Raw genomic sequence first — 20,951 nt, 5'->3', positions numbered from 1 at the left:
GTCTTGTCGGATCGAGCTCGGATCGAGCTCTCGGACCGAGTCCTGGGAGGCGCATCATGACGGACACCCGCGAAGAGCCGTCCGCGCCGAGCCGCCCGGGTTCCGCCCCGCGGCCCTCGAGCCCGATCGGTCCGAACACCACCGGCAACCTCGGTTCCCTCCGCTCGCTGCTGCCGCGCCTGTTCTCGCGCGCCCAGCCGGCCGGCGCCGTGGACACACTGATCCGCACGGTCCGCTCGCACCACCCCAAGGCCGACGTGACGCTCATCGAGCGGGCCTACTCGGTCGCCGAGCGCGCGCACGACGGGCAGAAGCGCAAGTCCGGTGAGCCGTACATCACGCACCCCGTCGCGGTCGCGCAGATCCTGGCCGACCTCGGCATCGGCACGATCACCATCGCGGCCGCCCTCCTGCACGATACGGTGGAGGACACCGACTACCAGCTCGACCAGCTGCGGGCCGACTTCGGCGACGAGATCGCGATGCTCGTCGACGGCGTCACGAAGCTCGACAAGGTCAAGTACGGCGACAGTGCCCAGGCCGAGACCGTCCGCAAGATGGTCATCGCGATGTCGAAGGACATCCGCGTCCTCGTCATCAAGCTCGCCGACCGCCTGCACAACGCCCGCACGTGGGGCTTCGTCGAGTCGACCTCTGCCACGCGCAAGGCGAAGGAGACGCTCGAGATCTACGCGCCGCTCGCGCACCGGCTCGGCATCCAGATGATCAAGCTCGAGCTCGAGGACCTGTCGTTCGCGGTCCTGCACCCGAAGCTCTACGTCGAGATCGACAGCCTGGTCAAGGAACGCCAGCCGAAGCGCGAGCAGTTCGTCCAGAACGTCATCGGGACCCTGAAGAAGGACCTGAAGGCCGCCAAGGTCCGTGGCGACGTCATGGGCCGGCCGAAGCAGTACTACTCGATCTACCAGAAGATGATCGTGCGGGGTCGTGAGTTCGACGAGATCTACGACCTCGTCGGCATCCGCGTCCTCGTGCCGACCGTGCGCGACTGTTACGCCATGCTCGGCTCGGTGCACGCCCGCTGGACCCCGCTGCCCGGTCGCTTCAAGGACTACATCGCGACCCCCAAGTTCAACCTGTACCAGTCGCTGCACACCACGGTGCTCGGACCGCAGGGTCGTGCGGTCGAGATCCAGATCCGCACGCACGAGATGCACCAGCGCGCCGAGTTCGGTGTCGCCGCCCACTGGAAGTACAAGCAGCGCGCTGCCGGCCGTGACGCCGGTACCTCGTCGACCACGGACGACCAGGACATGGCGTGGCTCGCCCACATCACCGACTGGCAGGCCGAGACCAGCGACCCGGGCGAGTTCCTCGACTCCTTGCGCTACGAGATCGGCGCCAAGGAGACCTACGTCTTCACGCCGCAGGGCAAGGTCATCGGGCTCCCCGCGGGAGCCACCCCGGTCGACTTCGCCTACGCCGTGCACACCGAGATCGGCCACCGCACGATGGGTGCGAAGGTCAACGGCCGCCTGGTCCCGCTCGAGAGCCAGCTGTCCAGTGGCGACGTCGTCGAGATCTTCACGTCGAAGAACCCGGACTCCGGTCCCTCGCAGGACTGGCTGCAGTTCGTCCGCAGCCCGCGCGCGCGCAACAAGATCAAGCAGTGGTTCACCAAGGAGCGCCGCGAAGAAGCGATCGAGCAGGGTCGCGACGCCATCGCCCGGGCGATGCGCAAGCAGAACCTCCCGCTCCAGCGCATCATGAGCCAGGACAGCATCGCCGAGGTCGCCTCGTCGATGCGGTACGAGGACGTCTCCGCCCTGTACGCCGCCATCGGCGAGGGCCACGTCTCGACGCAGTCGGTGATCGAGAAGGTCCTCGGCAACGTCCAGACCGAGACCGAGACGGACGAACCCGAACTCGCGTTCCCGCGCCAGGTCACCAGTCGCCAGCTGCGCACGAGCGACAGCGGCGTGCTGGTCCGCGGTGCGCCCGACATCCTCGTGAAGCTCGCGAAGTGCTGCACGCCGGTGCCGGGCGACCAGATCGTGGGCTTCATCACCCGCGGCCAGGGCGTCTCGGTGCACCAGTCGTCGTGCACCAACGTGAAGTCGCTCATGAACGAGCCCGACCGGATGATCGAGGTCGAGTGGGCCCCGTCGTCGAAGTCGGTGTTCCTGGTGCAGATCCAGATCGAGGCGCTCGATCGGTCGGGCCTGCTCAGCGACGTCACCCGGGTGCTGACGGACCACCACGTGAACATACTGTCCGCGACGGTTTCGACCTCGTCCGACCGTCTCGCGCTGAGCCGGTTCGTGTTCGAGATGGGCGACACCATCCACCTCGACCGCGTGCTCAACGCGGTGCGACGCATCGACGCCGTCTACGACGTCTACCGCGTCAGCGCCGGCTAGCGGCAGGGCCCCGCGCGGCCCGTCCGTCGACCGGTCACGAACTGTCGCCTGCGGCCCTGCCAACTGACGGTTCTTGACCACTCGGCGGACGTGAGCGGGGTGTTGTGACCGCCCGCACGCGCCGGACCGGGAGGCCCGTGGCGGCCCCGCCCCGCGCCTCCCGCCCGCCGACCGGTCACGACTCGTCGCGCGGGCACCGCCGAGCGGTCACGAACTGTCGCCTGCGGCCCTGCCAACCGACGGTCCGTGACCACTCGGCGGACGTGAGCGGGGTGTTGTGACCACCTGCACCGGCACCTGCACCCTCACCCCGAGCCCCCACCCAGCGCGCAACCCCTACCGCACAGCACCCCCAGCCACGCCCTGCAGCCCCCGCAACCGCCGCTCGGCCTGCCGCGCCATGGGGATCGTCCCGAGCGACGTCAGGCGCGTCCGCAGCTCGTCGGCCGTGACCGCCCCGATCGCGAGCAGCCCGTGCACGGCCGTCGCCTCGGCATCCCCGAACGCACCGGCCGTCGGCCCCGGCGTCCGGAGCAGGTCGACCGCGGTCCGCGCCGGCAGCGTGACCCGCAGCCCCGAGCGCTCGACGGTGTCGTCGACGTCGATCCGGACCTCTCGCAGGCGGACGTCCGGCCCGACGTGGACGCGGACCTGCGGCGGGATGCAGGCCTCGAGCGGCGCCGGCGGCCGGGACACCGCGCCCCAGATCCACGCGGCGGTCAGCGTGCAGGCGATCAGGCGCGCGTCCCGCAGCACCCATGCCGCAGCGGCGGCGCGCAACGACGGCGTCTGCGGCTCAGCGGGGGAGGCCCAGCAGGGACCGACGGCGACCAGCTCGCCGGCCAGGACCGCCGCACGCAGCTCGGGCTCCGGCCAGTCGTCACTGGTCAGCAGTCGCGGGCGGGGCACCCGCACATCCTGCCCGACCTGCGCACGCGACCGACAGGCCTGTGGACAAGCCACGCGCCGGCCGGGAGGCCCGTGGCGGGCCCGCACCGCGCCTCCAGGCCGTCGCCGGTCACGTCCACGGCGTGGGCCGCGTCGACGACGCGACCAGCCGACGGCCGCGCGCCGGATCGGACGCGGCCGGGCGCGACGCGCGTGCTCAGCGCAGGACGTCGGCGCGGTGCACGAGGGCAGCGGCACCGATGAGCGGACCGTCCTGGGACAACCCGGTCGGCACGATCTGCACCTTCGTGACGAACCCGAACTCGACACGCTCGGCCACGGCCTGCCGGGCGTACTCGAACAGGTCCGGCGTGACGTGCGAGAACCCGCCGCCGATGGCGACGATCTCGAGGTCGACCAGGCTCGTGGCGGCGGCGATGGCCTGCCCGAGGGCGCGGCCGCTCCGCTGGACCGCGGCGACGGCGATCTCGTCGCCGGCGGCGTAGGCGGCCGAGAGCTCCTCGCCGGTCGTGCCCGCGAAGCCCTGACGACGTGCCCAGGCGACGGTCTTCGGGCCGCTGGCGATCGCCTCGAGGCAACCGGTGCCCCCGCAGGCGCAGGGGTCGTCGTAGCCGCCGCACTCGACGTGGCCGATGTGGCCGGCGTTGCCCGTCGGTCCGCTGACGGTGCGACCGTGCAGGATGAGCCCGCCGCCGACACCGGTGGAGACGATCATGCCCATGACGTGCTCGTAGCCCTGGGCCGCGCCGACCCAGTGCTCGGCGAGGGTGATCGCCAGGCCGTCCATGCGGAGCGTCACCGGGACGTCGTCCGGCACGAGCGCCGCGATCCGGTCGCGCAGCGGGTGGCCACGCCAGACCGGCATGTTGAGCGGGGAGACGAGGCCGTGCTCCTCGTCGACCGGGCCGGCGGAACCGACGCCGACGCCGACGAGCGTCGCGTCGGCGGGCAGCCCGCCGAGCGCGGCCGTGACGACCTCGTCGACGGCGGCCTGCAGCTCGTCCGAGGTGCGCTGCGGCCCGGTGGGGTTGCGGAACCGGGTCGCCGGCAGCACGACGCCCTGGTCGGTGACGAGCGCGGCCTCGACCTTCGTGCCGCCGAGGTCGACGGCGAGAGCGAGGGCGGGGGACTGGGGTGCGGTGCTGGACATGCGCGCTCCGATGCGGCGGTCTGGAGGCACGGTGCGGGTCGCCGACGCGTCGTCGCGTCCGGTGGGCACCGGCCTGGTCGTGGTGGGTCGTGCTGGGTGCGTGGGCTGGCTCAGCTGGGCTGGCTCAGTCGGGTGGGCTCAGCGCCGTGGGTCAGCCCCGTGGGTCAGTAGGACGTCGTGTCGTCGCCGAGCGCCGACGCGGCGCCCGTCTCGGCGCGGTGCGTGACCTCGTCGAGGATGCGGGCCGAGGCGCTCGTGCCGATGCGGTTCGCGCCCGCCTCGACCATCTCGAGCAGGGTGTCGAGCCCGCGGACGCCGCCGGAGGCCTTCACGCCGGTGTCGGCACCGACCGTGCGGCGCATGAGGGCGATGTGCTCGGCCGTCGCGCCACCGCCGGCGAACCCGGTCGAGGTCTTCACGAAGGCCGCGCCGGCGGTCTGTGCCGCACGCGAGGCCGCGACGATCTCGTCGTCGGTCAGGAACGCGGTCTCGAGGATCACCTTGACGACGGTGTCGCCGGCGGCGTCGACGACCGCGCGGACGTCCTGCTCGACGCGCTGCCAGTCGCCCGACTTCGCGGCGCCGATGTTCTGCACCATGTCGAGCTCGAACGCGCCGTCGGCCAGGGCCTGCAGCGACTCGGCGACCTTCGCCGCGGTGGACGTGGTGCCGTGCGGGAAGCCGATCACGGTGCCGACGCCGACACCGGTGCCCGTGAGGCGCTCGACGGCGTGGGCGACGTCGCTCGGACGGACGCAGACGCTGAAGACGCGGTGGGCGGCGGCTTCGTCGAGCTGGGCGTCGACGTCCGCGCGGGTGAGTTCGGGCTTCAGGATCGCGTGGTCGATGAGGCCACGGACGGCATCGACGGTGACGGGGAAGGCTGCGTTGTCCACCCGGCAAGCCTACCCGTCAGGCGTGCCGCGTAGCGTGCAGGGCATGCAGGTCCTCGTCACCGGCGCCACCGGGTACATCGGTGGTCGTCTCGTCCCTCGTCTCCTCGAAGCCGGCCACTCCGTCCGGGTGTTCGTGCGCAACCCCCGGAAGCTCCAGGACGTCCCGTGGAGCAGTGAGGTCGACGTCGCAGAGGGCGACCTCCAGGACGCCGAGGCGGTGCGCGCCGCCGTCGACGGGGTCGAGGCGGTCTACTACCTGGCCCACGCGATGGGGGCCGACGGCGACTTCGAGTCGGCCGAGCGCGAGGCCGCCGAGACCATGGCGCGCGAGGCGAAGGCGGCCGGCGTCAGCCGGTTCGTCTACCTGGGCGGGCTGCACCCGGACGGCGAGCTGTCGAAGCACCTCCGCAGCCGCAAGGAGGTGGGGGAGATCCTCCTCGGCTCGGGCGTGCCGACGGTGGCGTACCAGGCCGGGGTCGTGATCGGCTCGGGCAGCACCTCGTTCGAGATGATCCGGCACCTGACCGACGTCCTGCCGTGGATGCCCGCGCCGCGCTGGGTCCGCAACCACATCCAGCCGATCGCGGTCCGCGACGTCCTGTACTACCTGGTGGCCGCGCTCGACGTCCCCGCCGACGTCAACCGCACCTTCGACATCGGCGGCCCCGACGTCCTGCGGTACGGCCAGATGCTGAACGGCTACGCGGTCGAGGCGAAGCTGCCCCAGCGCCCGATCACGGTCCTGCCGGTGCTCACCCCGCGCCTCGCCGCGCACTGGTTCAACGCCGTCACCCCGATCCCGCGCAAGCTCGCGACGCCGATCATCGAGTCGCTGCAGTTCGAGTGCGTGCAGCGCGAGCACGACATCGACGACGTCGTGCCGCAGCCCGAGGGCGGGCTCACGTCGTACCGTCGGGCCGTCCGCCTCGCGCTCAACAAGATGCGCAGCGGTCAGGTGCAGACGAGCTGGCGCAGCGCGACGCTCTCGAGCGCCTCGGCCGACCCGATGCCGAACGACCCCGACTGGGCCGGGCACACGGTCTACGTCGACGACCGGAAGCGGCACTCCAGTGCCTCCGCCGAGGACGTCTGGCGTGTCGTCGAGTCGATCGGCGGCGACAACGGCTGGTACTCGTTCCCGCTCGCCTGGGTCGCCCGCGGCTGGATGGACAAGATCGCCGGCGGTGTCGGCCTGAACCGCGGCCGACGTGACCAGCAGCGCCTGGAGCAGGGCGACGCGCTCGACTGGTGGCGCGTCGAACGACTCGAGCGCGGCCGGTACCTGCGACTCCGCGCCGAGTTCAAGTCGCCCGGTCGTGCGTGGCTCGAGATGACCGTCACACCGAACCCCGACGGCGGCAGCGACTACCACCAGCGGGCCATCTACTTCCCGCAGGGCCTGGCCGGGCGGCTGTACTGGTACGGCATCCTGCCGTTCCACGGCGTCATCTTCCCCGGTATGGTCGAGCGCATCACCGCCGCCGCCGAGCGGGAGTCCGACCACACCGAGTCCACGCAGCGCAACCGGACGCAGCAGACCGGGACCCCCGAGCCGGCGCACGAGGAGGCAGCATGACCGACGACCGCAGCCCCGTCCTCTTCCTGGGGGACAGCATCACCGAACAGGGCGACTGGGACACCTGGCTCCCCGACGAGCACACGCTGAACCAGGGCATCGGTGGCGACACGACCGACGGCGTGCTGACGCGCCTCGACGCCGTCATCGCCGAACAGCCCGAGGTGATCGTGCTGCTCATCGGCACGAACGACTTCGGCAACCACCGCGCCAGCGCCGAGCACGTGGTCCGCAACGTCGAGACCATCCTGGTCACGCTCCGCCGCGAGCTGCCGGGCGTGCGCCTGCTGCTCGTGTCGATCCTGCCCCGGCAGGCCGAGTACGCCACGAAGATCGAGCAGGCCAACCGGCACCTCCGTCAGTTCGTCGCCACGTGCCACGCGCAGTACCTCGACGCCTGGCCCGCCCTGGCCGACGGCGACCACCTGGACGCCCGCTTCACCGAGGACGGCCTGCACCTGACCGAGGACGGCTACCGCGCGCTGGTCGGTGAGCTGGTGCCGGCGCTCGAGCGCGTCCGCGACCTGCCGCCGATGTCGCGGTCGATCCAGGCGATCGACCTCGACGGTTCCTCGGACTGATGGCCGCACGCAAGGGGCGGCCCCCGGTGGGGTCGTCCCAGCACGGCGTGCCCGCAGGGTCCCCTCGACCCGCAGGGCCCCCGCGACCCGCAGCCGCCGCACCGGCCAGCGGTGCCCGCACCACCCCGCCCTTCACCCGGCCCGCATTGGCGCCGTCGATGATCGCGGCGATCGTGCTGCTGGCCTGTGTCGCCATCGTCGACTCGTCGGGCTTCGTCTTCGCCCGCTGGGGCGTCACGGTGCTCGCGTTGATCGTGCTCGTCTTCAGCGTGCGCGGGAAGGTCTGGTGGGCCGCCCTGCTCATGGCCGCCGTCGCCGTGTGCTGGAACCCGCTCGTCACGGTGCCCATCCCCGGACAGGTGTGGGCGGCCCTGCAGCTGGTGGCCGCCGCGCTGTTCATCGTGGTGGGCATCGTGGTCAAGGTGCCCCGAGAGTCGGACGGACGGTAGGATCGGCAGGTCGGGTACAGGACCCGGCCGCACACCCGAAGGGCATGGATGAACGACGAGACCGAGCCGGTGACCGAGAGTCCTCTGCTGAACCCTCGACCGTCCTCCGGCGGTCTCGACCGATCCGACGTCGTCGTCCGCAAGGGGCGACTGACCCTGATCAACGGACACCTCACGCCGCAGCAGTCGATGATCGAGGACCTGCTGTTCCTCGACGACGCGCTCACCGCGGCTGACGTCGACCACCTGCTCATCCGCGGCAACGACCAGCGCCCGGTGATCGCCCTCGACGAGCGTGACCGCCAGCGCGCCGAGAGCGCCGTGATGTCCGCGGCCGTCAACGAGCCCTTCTACGCGAAGCCCCCGGGCAAGCCGGCCGTGCTCGTGCAGGACGACGGACTCGGCTCCGTCGAAGAACCAGTGCTCCGCGTGTTCCGCCCGAGGCTCGAGCCGCTCGGACGCCTGCGCTACGGCGCCGAGACGAGCGTCCAGCTCGAGTTCTGGCGCGTCACCGACATCGAGGTCCTCGCACCCGTCGAGAACGCCCTGATGCGTCGCAGCCTGCCGATCGACGAGTTCGTCCTCGTCGACATCGAACGCTACGGCCGCACCTGGCGCACCGTCGAGCACATGTTCGACGACCACGTCTCGGACATCCGGTTCCCGATCGACATCGTCTTCTCGTGGGTCGACGGCAACGCCATCGAGTACCAGCGCGCCCGCCAGGCCGCACAGTCGAACGCCGTCCTGGGCGAGGGCGACGACGCGCCGGCCCGGTTCCGCCAGATCGACGAGCTGAAGTACGCGCTCCGATCGGTGCACACCTTCGCGCCGTGGATCCGCCAGATCTACATCGCGACGGACTCCCCGGCGCCGCACTGGCTCGCCGAGCACCCGAAGGTCCGCATCGTCCGCAGCGAGGAGTTCTTCGCCGACCCCTCCGTGCTGCCGACGCACAACTCGCAGGCCGTCGAGTCGCAGCTGCACCACATCCCGGGCATCAGCGAGCACTTCATCTACTCGAACGACGACATGTTCTTCGGGCGCCTCGTCGACCCCTCGGTGTTCTACAGCCCGGGATCGGTCACGAAGTTCATCCTCGCGTCGACCCGGATCGGCCTCGGCTCCAACAACCCGGCACGCAGCGGTTTCGAGAACTCCGCCCGCGTGAACCGTCGCCTGCTGCAGCAGCGCTTCGGTGCGGTGACGACCCGGCACCTCGAGCACGCGCCGACGCCCCTGCGCGCCTCGATCATGACCGAGATGGAGCACGAGTTCGCCGACGAGTTCGCGGCCACTGCGGCCTCACGCTTCCGCGCCGCCGACAACATCTCGGTGACGAACTCGCTGTACCACTACTACTCACTGCTCACCGGTCGGGCGATCATCCAGGAGAACGCGGCCGTCGGGTACATCGACACGACCATGGTCTCCGGACTCAAGGCCCTCGACGAGCTGCTGAAGAAGCGGAACGTGGACTTCTTCTGCCTCAACGACGGCAGCTTCCCCGAGGTCAGCGACGAAGAGCGCACGCAGCGCGTCACGGGCTTCCTGGAGCGCTACTTCCCGTTCCCTGCGCCGTGGGAGCGCCCCAGCGCGTAGGACGCGCCAGCGGCCTGCTGGGGTGCTCCGGGCGAGCTCGCGAGCCCGGTCCCACGGAGCGTCTAGGACGCGCCAGCGGCCTGCTGGGAGCGTCCCAGCGCTCAGGAAGCGCCAGCGGCCTGCTGGGGCGCTCCGGGCGAGCCTGCGAGCCCGGCGCCGGAACCCAGCCAGCTGGTTCGCACGTCACCGCACGCTCCACCGGTCACGACACCCCGCCACCCCCACGCCGAGCGGTCACAGCCCGTCGCCTGCGCCGCCCACAGCCGACGGAACATGACCACGCGACGCAGCACCCACGGTGAGTCGCGACCACCCCGCGGGCCGGGAGGCGCGGGTCGGGCCCGCCACGGGCCTCCCGGCCGCCGGGACGACCGTCGGGACGCGCACGCCGCCGCGCGGTCACGACATCCCGTTGGCTTCCCGCCGAGCGGTCACGAACTGTTGATTGCCGAGCCGCCAGCTGACGGAACGTGACCACTCGCCGCGCACTGACGGGGAGTCGTGACCGCACGCGCCCACTCGGAGTGCGCGGGGCTACCGGTGGATGGGGGAGACGGGCACCGAGTCGAGCGTGAACACCGGGATGCTCGAGGTGACCGGTGCCGGCTCGACGGCCGCGGGGATCGTCACGCCGTGCGCCGCGAGCTTCGCCTCGGTCTCGAGCGCGGAGACGGGCTGTCCGACGGTGGCGTAGTGCCCGATCGGGACGACCGAGTGCACGACGTTGTGGCCGTAGACGTGCACGAGGTTGAACGACTGCGCACCGTCTCGTCCGCGGGTGCCGCCCTGGAACTCCGTGAGGTCCTGGGTGTAGCAGGTGGCGCTGGCGACGGACACCGGGATGCCGGCGAACACCGCACTGGTGGAGTAGTGCAGGTGCCCGGCGATGATGGCGAGGACGTCACTGCCCTCGACGACCTCGGCCAGGGCCTGCTGGTCGCGGAGCTCGACGAGGACGGTGAGGTCCTGGACGCTCGGCACCGGCGGGTGGTGCATGGCGAGGATGGTGCCGTGCGGCGCGGCCTCGGACAGGACCTCGGCGAGCCAGTCGAGCTGCTCGGGGGAGACCTCACCGTGGTGGTGACCCGGCACGCTCGTGTCCAGGGTGATCACGCGGAGACCGTTGACGTCGTAGACGAAGTCGACCGGGCGGTCGGTGGGCTGCAGGCCGAAGAGCTCCTGGCGGAAGGCACCGCGCTCGTCGTGGTTGCCCATCGCCCAGATGACCTGTGCACCGATGCGCTGCGCGGCCGGTTCGAGGATCTCGCGGACGCGGGCGTACGCACCCGGCTCGCCCTTGTCGGCCACGTCGCCGGTGACGACGATCGCTTCGGGCCGCGTGCCCGAGGCTTCGATGTCCGCGACGATCTGCGTGAGCCGTGCGGCGGAGTCGACATCGCCGTACAGGTTGCGGTCCCCGGAGACGAGGTGCGTGTCGCTGAGGTGGAGGAGGAAGTGGTTCGGCCTGGGGTGTTCGGCCGTCCGGCTGTCCATCGGGGTCTCATTCCGTTGGCGGATGCGTGGTGCAACACGTTGCCACACCGTCCTGGACGAGTCCAGCATGCGAGAGTGAACCAGCCGTGAACTGGGGGCGGCGTGTTGCCCTGTGCACGAAGAAACCCCCGCCACTTCGTGACGGGGGTTGCTTCGTGCGCTACCGATCAGTGATCGCCGGGGCCGACCTGGGGAGCCTGGTGGCCACCCTCGAGGTTCGGGCCGTGGTGCGCGGCGTGTGCTGCCTCGAGCTCTGCCTTCGAGACCGGCTCGATGCGGTCTTCGAAGAAGAAGCGGGAGACGCCGGCGCGGACCTTCTGCAGACCCGTGATCTTGCCCTTGGCGTTCGGGCGGATCATCAGCGGCTTGTACTCGTTGAACTGCAGGAGCTTCCACCGCTCGTACTCGTCGAGCTGCTCGTGCACCTCGATGTACTCGCCGTGGGGGAGTCGGACGATGCGGCCCGACTCGTAGCCGTGCAGGACGATCTCGCGGTCCTTCTTCTGGAGGGCGAGGCAGACACGCTTCGTGATCCAGAAGGCGATGAACGGACCGAGGACCGTCGTTGCCTGGATCACGTGGATCACGTGTTCGATCGACACCAAGAAGTGCGTCGCGATGATGTCCGACGAGGCTGCTGCCCAGAGGCTGGCGTAGAGCGTGATGCCAGCGGCACCGAACGCCGTGCGCGTCGGGGCGTTGCGCGGGCGGTCGAGGATGTGGTGCTCACGCTTGTCGCCCGTGACCCACGCCTCGATGAAGGGGTAGAGCAGGATCGCCAGGATGAGCAGCACCAGGACCGCGATCGGCGCCAGGATGTTGAACGACACCGTGTAGCCGAACCACACGACCTCCCAGTGCGGCGGGACCAGTCGGAGCGCACCGTCGGCGAAGCCGATGTACCAGTCGGGCTGGGTACCGGCGGACACCGGGGAGGGGTCGTACGGGCCGTAGTTCCAGATCGGGTTGATCGTGAACAGCGACGCGATGAGGGCCAGGATACCCGCGACGATGAAGAAGAACCCACCGGCCTTCGCGGCGAACGCCGGGAGGATCGGGACACCGACGACGTTCTCGTTGGTCTTGCCCGGACCGGCGAACTGCGTGTGCTTGTTGATCACGACGAGCACGAGGTGGACACCGAGCACCGCGACGAGGATCGCCGGCAGCAGCAGGATGTGCAGCGTGTACAGGCGGCCGACGATGTCGGTCCCCGGGAACTCGCCACCGAACAGCAGGTAGGCGATCCAGACGCCGATCACCGGGACACCCTCGATCATGCCGACGATGATCCGCAGACCGTTTCCGGAGAGCAGGTCGTCGGGGAGCGAGTAGCCGGTGAAGCCCTCGGCCATGGCGAGGACCCAGAGCAGGAAGCCGAAGACCCAGTTGAGCTCACGCGGCTTGCGGAAGGCGCCGGTGAAGAACACGCGGGCCATGTGCAGCATGATCGACGCCACGAACAGCAGGGCTGCCCAGTGGTGGACCTGGCGGACGAAGAGCCCGCCGCGGATGTCGAACGAGATGTCGAGCGTGGACTGCAGGGCCGTCGACATCGCCACGCCCTTGAGCGGGACGTACGAGCCGTTGTAGACGACCTCGGTCATGGACGCCTGGAAGAAGAACGTCAGGAAGGTCCCGGAGAGCAGCACGACGACGAAGCTGTACAGCGCCACCTCGCCGAGCATGAAGCTCCAGTGGTCCGGGAAGATCTTGCGGCCGACTTCCTTGACGAGGCCCGAGATGCTGGTGCGCTCGTCGATGTAGTTGGCGACCCCGCCGATGATGCGGGATCCGCGCTCCGGCGCCGGCTTGTTCGTCGACGTGTTCGGTGCGGTGGTGGTGGTGCTGGTCATCAGCGTTCACGCTCCCAGAAGGACGGTCCGACCGGCTCGTGGAAGTCGCTCTGGGCAACCAGGTAGCCGTCGTCGTCGATCGCGATCGGAAGTTGGGGGAGGGGGCGTGCTGCCGGACCGAAGATGACCTCGCAGTTGTTCGAGACATCGAAGGTGGACTGGTGGCACGGGCACAGCAGGTGGTGCGTCTGCTGTTCGTAGAGCGCGACGGGACAACCGACGTGGGTGCAGATCTTGGAGTACGCGACGATGCCGTCGTAGCCCCAGTTCTCGTGGCCCTTGGACGGGTTGAGGTCCTTCGGGTCGAGACGCATGAGGAGGACGGAGGCCTTGGCCTTCTCCTCCAGCATGTGCTCGGACTCGAGCATGCCCTCGGGGATGACGTGGAACACCGAACCGATGGTGACGTCGGAGGCCTTGATCGGCAGACCCGTCGGGTCCTTCGTCAGGCGCAGGCCCTGCTTCCAGAAGGTGTGGCGGAGCAGTTCGTTGGGGTCCTCGGCCGGAGCGAGGTCGCGGACCAGGACGATGCCGGGGAGCGGGAATGCGGCCAGGGCGCCGATCATCGAGTTGCGGATCAGCTTGCGACGGCTGAAGCCGGACTCCTTGTCGGCGAGCTGGAACGCCTCGACCGCCTTGGCGCGGGTCGCGTCGGTGCCGCGGGTGCCGTGGCGGAGCTCGGTGATCTCACGGTCGACGACCAGGGACTTCGACCAGTAGACGGCGCCGAGGCCGAGGGCGAGGAGCGCGAGGGCGATCGACAGGCCCAGGAAGAGGTTCGCGGTGCGGACCGTGCCGAAGTCGCTCGGGTCGATCGGGAAGGCGACGTACGCCGCGATCGACAGGACGCTGCCGACGATCGACAGGTAGAAGTACGCGGCGACCTGGCGCTCGGCCAGACGCTGCTTCTTCGGGTCGACGTCGGTGCGACGCGGACGGTGCGGCGGCTCGCCCGGGTTCTCGAACGGGTCGACGGGGAGGACCGCGATCCCGGGGGAGGTGGTCGTGCCGTGCTTCTCGACAGCCGAGGACGAGTTCAGCGTCTCGTCGTCGTGCTCTGCCATGGTGTTCCCTTCAGTGTCGTTCGACACGGACGATCAGTTGGACTTCGCGGTCAGCCAGACGGTCATCGCGACGACCGCGCCGAGTCCGAAGATCCAGATGAACAGACCCTCGGCGACCGGCCCCAGGGAGCCGAGTGCGAAGCCACCGGGGGACTTGTTGTCCTGCACGTACTTGAGGTACGTGATGATGTCGGCCTTCTGCTCCGGCGTCAGGTTCAGGTCGTTGAAGACCGGCATGTTCTGCGGGCCGGTGAGCATGGCCTCGTAGATGTGCTTGCCGGAGACCGTCTCGAGGTTCGGGGCGTACTTGCCCTCGGTCAGCGCACCGCCGGCGCCGGCCACGTTGTGGCACATGGCGCAGTTGATGCGGAACAGCTCGGCGCCTTCAGCAGCGTCGCCGTCCTCACCGTTGGTGAGCTCGGTGGAGGGGACCGACGGGCCGGGGCCGAGGGAGGCGACGTACTGCGCGAGCGCGTCGACCTGCTCGTCCGTGAACTGCGCGGGCTTCTCTTCGGCCTGCGGGCCCTGAGCGGCCATCGGCATGCGCCCGGTGCCGACCTGGAAGTCGACCGACGCGGCGCCGACACCGATGAGGGACGGGCCCTCGCTCGTGCCCTGCGCAGAGAGACCGTGGCAGGTGGCGCAGTTCGAGGCGAAGAGCTTCTCGCCCTCGTTCACCTGCGACTGGCTCGAGGCGGCGACGGTGTTTGTACTGTCGTCGGCGTTCGCCGTGGAGCTGAACAGTGCGTACGCGCCACCGGTGGTCATGAGACCCACGACGATGAGCGACACGGTCGCCATCGGTGAACGGCGGCCCTTCTTGGACTTGGTTCTGTTGAACATGTGCTGGGGGGTGTCCAGTTCCTACTTGAGAAGGTAGATGACGGCGAAGAGGAAGATCCACACGACGTCGACGAAGTGCCAGTAGTACGACACCACGATGGCGGTGGTCGCTTCCTTGTGGCCGAAGTTCTTGGCGGCGAAACCGCGGCCGAGCGTCAGCAGGAAGGCGATGAGGCCACCGGTCACGTGGAGCCCGTGGAACCCGGTGGTCATGTAGAACGCCGAGCCGTATGCGCTGGAGGAGAGCGTCACGCCCTCGTGCCAGAGGTTGGCGTACTCGAAGATCTGGCCGCAGACGAAGATCGCACCCATCGCGTAGGTGACGAAGAACCACTCCGTCATGCCCCAGTGGCGCGGGTTCCAGCTCGTCCGGTGCACCTGGAAGCGCTCCGCGGCGAACACGGCGAACTGGCAGGCGAAGCTGGACAGCACCAGGATGATCGTGTTCACGGAGGCGAAGGGCACCTCGAGCTTCGCGGTCTCGGTCGCCCAGAGCTCAGGGGACGTGCTGCGGAGCGTGAAGTAGATCGCGAACAGGCCGGCGAAGAACATGACCTCGCTGCCCAGCCACACGATCGTCCCCACGGCCACGGCGTTCGGCCTGTTGAGGGCCGGACCGCTGGCTGATCTGGAGAGAGAGGTGCTAGTCACGTCCTCCATTATGGCCGAAACCCCCGACAGTGTTTTCGCAGGAGACTGGCGGGTCTCTCGAATTCACTACGATCGAGCCATGCCTGACGCACTTTCTTGGCCAGCAGTGATCAGCGCGCTCATGGCGCGCGAGGACCTGACGATCAGGCAATCCACATGGGCCATGGAGGAGATCGTGCACGGGCGCGCCACCCAGGCACAGATCGCAGCCTTCGCCGTGACGCTCCGCGCGAAGGGCGAGACCGTCGACGAGGTCGTCGGGTTCCGCGACGCGATCCTGGACGCCGCGGTTCCGCTCGACGTCGACCCGATGGCGCTCGACATCGTCGGGACCGGTGGCGACGTGGTCGGCACCGTGAACATCTCGACCATGGCGGCCATCGTGATCGCCGCCGCCGGGGTCCCCGTCGTCAAGCACGGCAACAAGGCCAGCTCGTCGAAGTCCGGGTCGAGCGACGTGCTCGCCGCCCTCGGACTCGATCTCACGATGGACGCCGCGCGTGTCGCGGACACCTTCCGGCGTGTCGGGCTGACCTTCGCCTTCGCCAACGCGTTCCACCCCGGTTTCGCCCACGCAGGCCCGGTGCGGCGCGAGATCGGCGTGCCGACGGTGTTCAACTTCCTCGGCCCGCTGGTCAACCCCGCACGGTGCGAGGCCAACGCCGTGGGGGTCGCCCAGCTCGACCTCGTCCCCATCATCACGGGTGTGTTCCAGACGCGCGGAGCGACGGCCCTCGTGTTCCGCGGCGACGACGGACTCGACGAGCTGACCACCACCGGGCACAGCCACATCTGGGAGGTCACCGGGGGCCGCGTGACCGAGCACGACCTCGACCCGCGCGACCTCGGCATCGCCCGGGCACGCACGGAGGACCTGCTCGGCGGCGACCCCGAGCACAACGCCGGCGTCGTCCACCGGGTGCTCGCGGGGGAGACCGGACCCGTCCGCGACATCGTCCTGCTGAACGCCGCGGCCGGCCTCGTCTCGTTCCGGCTGGCACAGGACCCGAACGAGTCTGACCGGCCGATCCTGCAGCGCTTCCGCGAGCAGCTGGTCGTCGCCGCCGAGGCGGTCGACTCAGGCGCCGGTGCGCGCAAACTGGCTGATTGGGTCGGCGCAGCTCCCGCCGCGTAGTCCACGCCGCCCTGCGCACCGTGCGCGGTGCGTCACCCGGTGCGAGCCTGACGGCTCGGTGCTGCGCCACGAACGCGCACCGGGCCGTCACCGCTGCACCCGGTGAACAAGCCCGCACCGTGCCGTGCCGGCAACCCCCTGCCGGACCGGAGGGCCGTGGCGGGCCCGCCCCGCGCCTCCAGTCCGCACCGTGCGCGGTCCGCGATCCCGTGCCGCTTCCGCGCAAGCCGCACCGTGCGCGGTGCGTCACCCGGTGCGAGCCTGACGGCTCGGTGCTGCGCCACGGGCGCGCACCAGGCGGTCACCGCTGGACCCGGTGAACAAACCCGCACCGTGCCGTGTCGGCAGCCCCCTGCCGGACCGGAGGCCCGCGGCGGGCCCGTCCCGCGCCTCCAGTCCGCACCGTGCGCAGTGCGTCACCCGGTGCGAGCCTGACGGCTCGGTGCTGCGCCACGGGCGCGCACCAGGCAGTCACCGCTGCACCCGGTCAACAAGCCCGCACCGTGCCGCACCGGCAACCACCCGACGACCGACGACCGGCCGATCGCGACCAGCCCGCAGGAGACGCAACGCACAGGAGGCCCGGTGCCGGTTCATGGAACCGGCACCGGGCCTCCCGTCGGTGCGTTCAGTGCACGCGGTCAGCGTGCGCGTGCTTGGTTACTGCACGTCCTCGTCGACCCAGTCGAAGGTCTTCGTGACGGCCTTCTTCCACAGGCGGAGCGTGCGCTCGCGCTCGGCGGCGTCGAGCTGGGGCTCCCAGCGCTTGTCCTCCTGCCAGTTGGCACGGAGCTCGTCGAGGTTGGCCCAGAAGCCGACCGCGAGACCGGCGGCGTAGGCCGCACCGAGCGCCGTCGTCTCCGCGACGACCGGACGGACGACCGGCACGTTGAGCATGTCGGCCTGGAACTGCATGAGCTCGCTGTTCGCGGTCATGCCGCCGTCGACCTTGAGCTCGGTCAGGTCCACACCGGAGTCGGCGTTGACCGCGTCGAGGACCTCGCGGGTCTGCAGCGCCGTCGCCTCGAGGGCAGCACGCGCGATGTGCCCCTTGTTGACGAAGCGGGTGAGGCCGACGATCGCACCGCGGGCGTCGGGACGCCAGTACGGCGCGAAGAGCCCGGAGAACGCCGGCACGAAGTACACGCCACCGTTGTCCTCGACGGTCTTGGCCAGGGCCTCGACCTCCGGGGCGCTGCCGATCAGACCGAGGTTGTCGCGGAGCCACTGGATGAGCGAGCCCGTGACGGCGATCGAACCCTCGAGGGCGTAGTGCGTCTCCTGGTCGCCGAGCTTGTAGCCGACGGTGGTGAGCAGGCCGTTCTCGGAGCGGACGATCTCGGTACCGGTGTTGAAGATCAGGAAGTTACCGGTGCCGTAGGTGTTCTTCGACTCGCCCTGGTCGAACGCGGCCTGACCGAAGGTCGCGGCCTGCTGGTCGCCGAGGATGCCGGCGATCGGGACCTCGCGCAGCAGGCTCGAGGACTCGACGTGGCCGTAGACCTCGGAGGAGCTGACGATCTCGGGGAGCATCGACTTCGGGACGCCGAAGTCCGCGAGGATGTCGTCGCGCCACTGCAGCGTCTCGAGGTCCATGAACAGCGTGCGGGACGCGTTCGTGACGTCGGTCTTGTGCACGCCGCCGTCGATGCCACCGGTCAGGTTCCAGAGGACCCAGGTGTCGGTGGTGCCGAAGAGCAGGTCGCCCGCCTCGGCCTTCTCACGAGCACCCTCGACGTTCTCGAGGATCCACATGATCTTGGTGCCGGCGAAGTACGTCGCGAGCGGCAGGCCGACGATGGCCTTGTACTTGTCGGTGTCGCCGTCGGCGAGCTTGTCGACGAGCGCCTGCGTGCGGGTGTCCTGCCAGACGATCGCGTTGTAGATCGGCTTGCCGGTGGTCTTGTCCCAGACGACGGCGGTCTCGCGCTGGTTGGTGATGCCGACGGCTGCGACGTCGTGGCGCGTGATGTCGGCACGCGACAGTGCCTGACCGATCACCTCGCGGGTGTTGTCCCAGATCTCGGCGGGGTCGTGCTCGACCCACCCGGCGCGCGGGAAGATCTGCTCGTGTTCCTTCTGCCCGGTCGAGATGATCGAACCGGAGTGGTCGAACACGATTGCTCGGGTCGAGGTCGTGCCCTGGTCGATGGCGACGATGTAGTCGGCCATTGGTGCTCCTTACGGGTGTGTTCGGTGCGGGTGCGTGTGCGGTCGTACGGAACGGCCGTCCACGCCTTCGGGGTGGGGGTGGGTCAGCTGACGATGGGCAGCAGGGCGACGGACAGGCCGGCGGCGAGGGCGCCACCGATCAGCGGTCCGACGACCGGCACCCAGGCGTAGGCCCAGTCGCTCGAGCCCTTGCCCTTGATGGGCAGGAAGGCGTGCGCGATGCGGGGGCCGAGGTCACGGGCCGGGTTGATGGCGTAGCCGGTGGGGCCACCGAGGCTGACACCGATCGCGATCACGAGGAAGGCGACGGGGATCGCACCGAGCGATGCCGGCGTCTGACCGTTCGAGAACGCGATGACGACGAAGACCAGCACGAAGGTGCCGATGATCTCCGTGACGAGGTTCCAGCCGTACGACCGGATCGCGGGGCCGGTCGAGAAGACGCCGAGCTTGGCGGCCGCGTCGGGCTCCTCATCGAAGTGCTGCTTGTAGGCGAGCCAGACGATGACCGCGCCGATGATCGCGCCGATCAGCTGCGCGAGCCAGTAGAGGAACATCTCGCCGACGGTGATCTTGCCGAGCAGGGCGAGCCCGAGGCTGACCGCGGGGTTGAGCTGACCGCCCGAGCTGTAGGAGACGGTGACACCGGCGAAGACCGCGAAGCCCCAGCCGATGGTGACCATCAGGAACCCGGCTCCGAAGCCCTTGGACTTCGCGAGCGAGACAGCGGCGACGACGCCGCCACCCAGGATGATGAGCATCGCCGTACCGACGAGCTCGGACAGGAAATTGACGCCGATGCCGTCCATCGGTGACCTCCAGTGCGTGAGGGTGGGGGTCCGGCCGTGCTGCGCCGCACTCCCCGTTGAGTGATTGAGGCCAACCATAGTGATGCGGTTCACGGCCCGGCGATGAATTCGTGAGCGAAGTGCGGCATCGTGCACGAACGTGCAGGACGAGTGTCCCCAGCACGATCCCGAGCCGGTGGCGCGTCCTCGGCGCACTGCACGAACGTGCATCGGGAGCGGACGGCTGCCCGTGCCGTCGATGTAGATTGGGCCCACTCCGGTCGACGACGCGCGGTGTGACCGCCACGGTTCGACCCCGTACCCGTGGAGGCACCGCATGAAGAAGCTCATCAACGACCCGCAGGCCGTGGTCGAGGAGACCGTCCGGGGCTTCGCCCGGGCACACGCCGGACACGTCGTCCTGGTCGAGGACCCGATCCACCTGCACCGCGCTGACGCACCCGTCGCCGGCAAGGTCGGGATCGTCAGCGGCGGTGGCAGCGGGCACGAACCGCTGCACGCCGGCTTCGTCGGGTACGGCATGCTCGACGCCGCGGTGCCCGGCCCGGTGTTCACGAGCCCGACGCCCGACCCGATCGTCGCCGCGACGAAGGCCGTCGACGGCGGTGCGGGCGTGCTGCACATCGTGAAGAACTACACCGGCGACGTGCTCAACTTCGAGACGGCCGCCGAACTCGCGGCGATGGACGACGTCCGCGTCGAGTCCGTCGTGGTGGACGACGACGTCGCGGTGCAGGACTCCCTGTTCACCGCCGGCCGTCGCGGCGTCGCCGGGACCGTCGTGGTGGAGAAGTGCGCCGGCGCCGCCGCCGAGCGCGGGGACGACCTGGACGCGGTCGCCGCCGTGGCCCGGCACGTCAACGACGTCACGCGGTCGATGGGGCTCGCACTGGCATCGGGCACCGTCCCGCACGCGGGGGAGCCGTCGTTCGTGCTGGCCGACGACGAGGTCGAGCTCGGCATCGGCATCCACGGCGAGCCCGGCCGCGAGCGGATCGCGATGGCACCGGCGGACGAGCTCGTCGACCGCGTGCTCGAACCGATCCTGACCGACCTCGACGCCCCGGCCGGGTCGTCGCTGCTGCTCCTGGTGAACGGCATGGGCGGCACCCCGCTGTCCGAGCTCTACATCGCGTACCGACGCGCCGCGGAGGTCCTCTCCGACCGCGGCCACCAGGTCACGCGTAGTTTGGTCGGCGACTACGTCACGTCCCTCGAGATGCAGGGGTTCTCGCTCACCGTCACGGTGCTCGACGACGAACTCACGGCCCTCTGGGACGCCCCGGTGGAGACCCCGGCCCTGCGATGGGGACGCTGAGCGTCCACGGCCGCTCGACCACCGGACCACGACAACGGGCCACCGGGCCCGCCACACGAAGGGAA

At 69.9% G+C, this 20,951-nt stretch carries 17 protein-coding genes; 7 read left to right on the top strand and 10 right to left on the bottom strand.

The features are described 5' to 3' along the window. Positions 1-56: 56 nt before the first annotated feature. Complete coding sequence (locus DEJ09_RS06715; RefSeq protein ID WP_228513657.1) at positions 57-2,381, top strand: bifunctional (p)ppGpp synthetase/guanosine-3',5'-bis(diphosphate) 3'-pyrophosphohydrolase; 2,325 nt, start codon at positions 57-59, stop codon at positions 2,379-2,381. A 336-nt stretch (positions 2,382-2,717) separates the two neighbouring features. Here the strand turns inward: DEJ09_RS06715 and DEJ09_RS18065 are convergent, their stop codons facing one another. The 3 genes from DEJ09_RS18065 to deoC form a co-directional block, all read right to left on the bottom strand. Then, the gene (locus DEJ09_RS18065; protein ID WP_181433290.1) at positions 2,718-3,290 is read right to left on the bottom strand and encodes a type IV toxin-antitoxin system AbiEi family antitoxin; all 573 of its coding nucleotides are present in this window, start codon (positions 3,288-3,290) and stop codon (positions 2,718-2,720) included. A 196-nt stretch (positions 3,291-3,486) separates the two neighbouring features. Further along, the gene (locus DEJ09_RS06705) at positions 3,487-4,440 is read right to left on the bottom strand and encodes an ROK family protein (RefSeq protein WP_111088091.1); all 954 of its coding nucleotides are present in this window, start codon (positions 4,438-4,440) and stop codon (positions 3,487-3,489) included. A 164-nt stretch (positions 4,441-4,604) separates the two neighbouring features. Next, positions 4,605-5,336, bottom strand: coding sequence for a deoxyribose-phosphate aldolase (gene deoC, locus DEJ09_RS06700; RefSeq protein ID WP_111088002.1), 732 nt, complete (start codon positions 5,334-5,336; stop codon positions 4,605-4,607). A 43-nt stretch (positions 5,337-5,379) separates the two neighbouring features. Here deoC and DEJ09_RS06695 point away from each other — a divergent pair, with 43 nt between their 5' ends. The 4 genes from DEJ09_RS06695 (at position 5,380) to DEJ09_RS06680 (ending at position 9,544) form a co-directional block, all read left to right on the top strand. Continuing rightward, positions 5,380-6,912, top strand: a complete 1,533-nt coding sequence (locus tag DEJ09_RS06695; RefSeq protein ID WP_250897023.1) for an SDR family oxidoreductase — start codon at positions 5,380-5,382, stop codon at positions 6,910-6,912. Further along, the gene (locus tag DEJ09_RS06690; protein WP_111088000.1) at positions 6,909-7,493 is read left to right on the top strand and encodes a GDSL-type esterase/lipase family protein; all 585 of its coding nucleotides are present in this window, start codon (positions 6,909-6,911) and stop codon (positions 7,491-7,493) included. Before DEJ09_RS06695 ends, DEJ09_RS06690 begins: the two co-directional genes overlap by 4 nt. 158 nt (positions 7,494-7,651) lie before the next feature. Continuing rightward, positions 7,652-7,942 (top strand): DUF6804 family protein, encoded by a 291-nt coding sequence (locus DEJ09_RS18350; protein ID WP_051596789.1) that lies wholly within the window; start codon positions 7,652-7,654, stop codon positions 7,940-7,942. Between the two features lie 48 nt (positions 7,943-7,990). Then, complete coding sequence (locus tag DEJ09_RS06680) at positions 7,991-9,544, top strand: stealth conserved region 3 domain-containing protein (RefSeq protein WP_071403837.1); 1,554 nt, start codon at positions 7,991-7,993, stop codon at positions 9,542-9,544. Between the two features lie 534 nt (positions 9,545-10,078). On the opposite strand, the gene DEJ09_RS06675 is transcribed toward DEJ09_RS06680, so the two are convergent. From DEJ09_RS06675 to DEJ09_RS06655, 5 genes are all read right to left on the bottom strand, one after another. After that, a complete protein-coding gene (locus DEJ09_RS06675) occupies positions 10,079-11,038 on the bottom strand; it encodes a phosphodiesterase (protein WP_111045986.1) in 960 nt (319 codons plus the stop codon). Positions 11,039-11,205: 167 nt separating this feature from the next. After that, positions 11,206-12,894: a ubiquinol-cytochrome c reductase cytochrome b subunit gene (locus DEJ09_RS06670; RefSeq protein ID WP_071403835.1), complete on the bottom strand. Its 1,689-nt coding sequence runs from the start codon at positions 12,892-12,894 to the stop codon at positions 11,206-11,208. Continuing rightward, positions 12,894-13,958, bottom strand: a complete 1,065-nt coding sequence (locus DEJ09_RS06665; protein WP_027465615.1) for a ubiquinol-cytochrome c reductase iron-sulfur subunit — start codon at positions 13,956-13,958, stop codon at positions 12,894-12,896. Before DEJ09_RS06665 ends, DEJ09_RS06670 begins: the two co-directional genes overlap by 1 nt. A gap of 33 nt (positions 13,959-13,991) precedes the next feature. Next, positions 13,992-14,801 (bottom strand): cytochrome c, encoded by an 810-nt coding sequence (locus DEJ09_RS06660; protein ID WP_071403834.1) that lies wholly within the window; start codon positions 14,799-14,801, stop codon positions 13,992-13,994. A gap of 21 nt (positions 14,802-14,822) precedes the next feature. Next, on the bottom strand, positions 14,823-15,461 hold the full coding sequence (locus DEJ09_RS06655; protein ID WP_027465617.1) for a heme-copper oxidase subunit III: 639 nt from the start codon (positions 15,459-15,461) through the stop codon (positions 14,823-14,825). A gap of 70 nt (positions 15,462-15,531) precedes the next feature. Here DEJ09_RS06655 and trpD point away from each other — a divergent pair, with 70 nt between their 5' ends. Further along, positions 15,532-16,587 (top strand): anthranilate phosphoribosyltransferase, encoded by a 1,056-nt coding sequence (gene trpD / locus DEJ09_RS06650; protein WP_111030102.1) that lies wholly within the window; start codon positions 15,532-15,534, stop codon positions 16,585-16,587. A 660-nt stretch (positions 16,588-17,247) separates the two neighbouring features. Here the strand turns inward: trpD and glpK are convergent. Both glpK and DEJ09_RS06640 read right to left on the bottom strand, forming a co-directional pair. Beyond that, positions 17,248-18,759: a glycerol kinase GlpK gene (glpK, locus tag DEJ09_RS06645; protein ID WP_071403832.1), complete on the bottom strand. Its 1,512-nt coding sequence runs from the start codon at positions 18,757-18,759 to the stop codon at positions 17,248-17,250. Between the two features lie 83 nt (positions 18,760-18,842). Beyond that, on the bottom strand, positions 18,843-19,568 hold the full coding sequence (locus tag DEJ09_RS06640) for an MIP/aquaporin family protein (RefSeq protein ID WP_111030103.1): 726 nt from the start codon (positions 19,566-19,568) through the stop codon (positions 18,843-18,845). A 316-nt stretch (positions 19,569-19,884) separates the two neighbouring features. Here DEJ09_RS06640 and dhaK point away from each other — a divergent pair, with 316 nt between their 5' ends. After that, positions 19,885-20,886 carry a dihydroxyacetone kinase subunit DhaK gene (gene dhaK / locus DEJ09_RS06635; RefSeq protein ID WP_071403831.1) on the top strand — a complete coding sequence of 334 codons (1,002 nt, stop codon included), beginning with the start codon at positions 19,885-19,887 and terminating at the stop codon, positions 20,884-20,886. Positions 20,887-20,951 lie beyond the last annotated feature (65 nt).

It is taken from the genome of Curtobacterium sp. MCLR17_055 (assembly GCF_003234305.1).
Classification (GTDB): Bacteria; Actinomycetota; Actinomycetes; order Actinomycetales; family Microbacteriaceae; genus Curtobacterium; species Curtobacterium flaccumfaciens.
Note: the sequence above shows the minus strand (reverse complement) of the source record. Positions and strands in the feature narration are given on the sequence as shown.

What these genes read in the sequence shown, in the direction of transcription:
- DEJ09_RS06655 (WP_027465617.1), bottom strand. Translation starts at nt 15,461, where the DNA reads ATGGAGGACGTGACTAGCACCTCTCTCTCCAGATCAGCCAGCGGTCCG.
- dhaK (WP_071403831.1), top strand. Translation starts at nt 19,885, where the DNA reads ATGAAGAAGCTCATCAACGACCCGCAGGCCGTGGTCGAGGAGACCGTC.
- DEJ09_RS06660 (WP_071403834.1), bottom strand. Translation starts at nt 14,801, where the DNA reads ATGTTCAACAGAACCAAGTCCAAGAAGGGCCGCCGTTCACCGATGGCG.
- glpK (WP_071403832.1), bottom strand. Translation starts at nt 18,759, where the DNA reads ATGGCCGACTACATCGTCGCCATCGACCAGGGCACGACCTCGACCCGA.
- DEJ09_RS06690 (WP_111088000.1), top strand. Translation starts at nt 6,909, where the DNA reads ATGACCGACGACCGCAGCCCCGTCCTCTTCCTGGGGGACAGCATCACC.
- DEJ09_RS18350 (WP_051596789.1), top strand. Translation starts at nt 7,652, where the DNA reads ATGATCGCGGCGATCGTGCTGCTGGCCTGTGTCGCCATCGTCGACTCG.
- DEJ09_RS06665 (WP_027465615.1), bottom strand. Translation starts at nt 13,958, where the DNA reads ATGGCAGAGCACGACGACGAGACGCTGAACTCGTCCTCGGCTGTCGAG.
- DEJ09_RS06640 (WP_111030103.1), bottom strand. Translation starts at nt 19,568, where the DNA reads ATGGACGGCATCGGCGTCAATTTCCTGTCCGAGCTCGTCGGTACGGCG.
- DEJ09_RS06695 (WP_250897023.1), top strand. Translation starts at nt 5,380, where the DNA reads ATGCAGGTCCTCGTCACCGGCGCCACCGGGTACATCGGTGGTCGTCTC.
- DEJ09_RS06705 (WP_111088091.1), bottom strand. Translation starts at nt 4,440, where the DNA reads ATGTCCAGCACCGCACCCCAGTCCCCCGCCCTCGCTCTCGCCGTCGAC.
- DEJ09_RS06675 (WP_111045986.1), bottom strand. Translation starts at nt 11,038, where the DNA reads ATGGACAGCCGGACGGCCGAACACCCCAGGCCGAACCACTTCCTCCTC.
- DEJ09_RS06715 (WP_228513657.1), top strand. Translation starts at nt 57, where the DNA reads ATGACGGACACCCGCGAAGAGCCGTCCGCGCCGAGCCGCCCGGGTTCC.
- trpD (WP_111030102.1), top strand. Translation starts at nt 15,532, where the DNA reads ATGCCTGACGCACTTTCTTGGCCAGCAGTGATCAGCGCGCTCATGGCG.
- DEJ09_RS06670 (WP_071403835.1), bottom strand. Translation starts at nt 12,894, where the DNA reads ATGACCAGCACCACCACCACCGCACCGAACACGTCGACGAACAAGCCG.
- DEJ09_RS06680 (WP_071403837.1), top strand. Translation starts at nt 7,991, where the DNA reads ATGAACGACGAGACCGAGCCGGTGACCGAGAGTCCTCTGCTGAACCCT.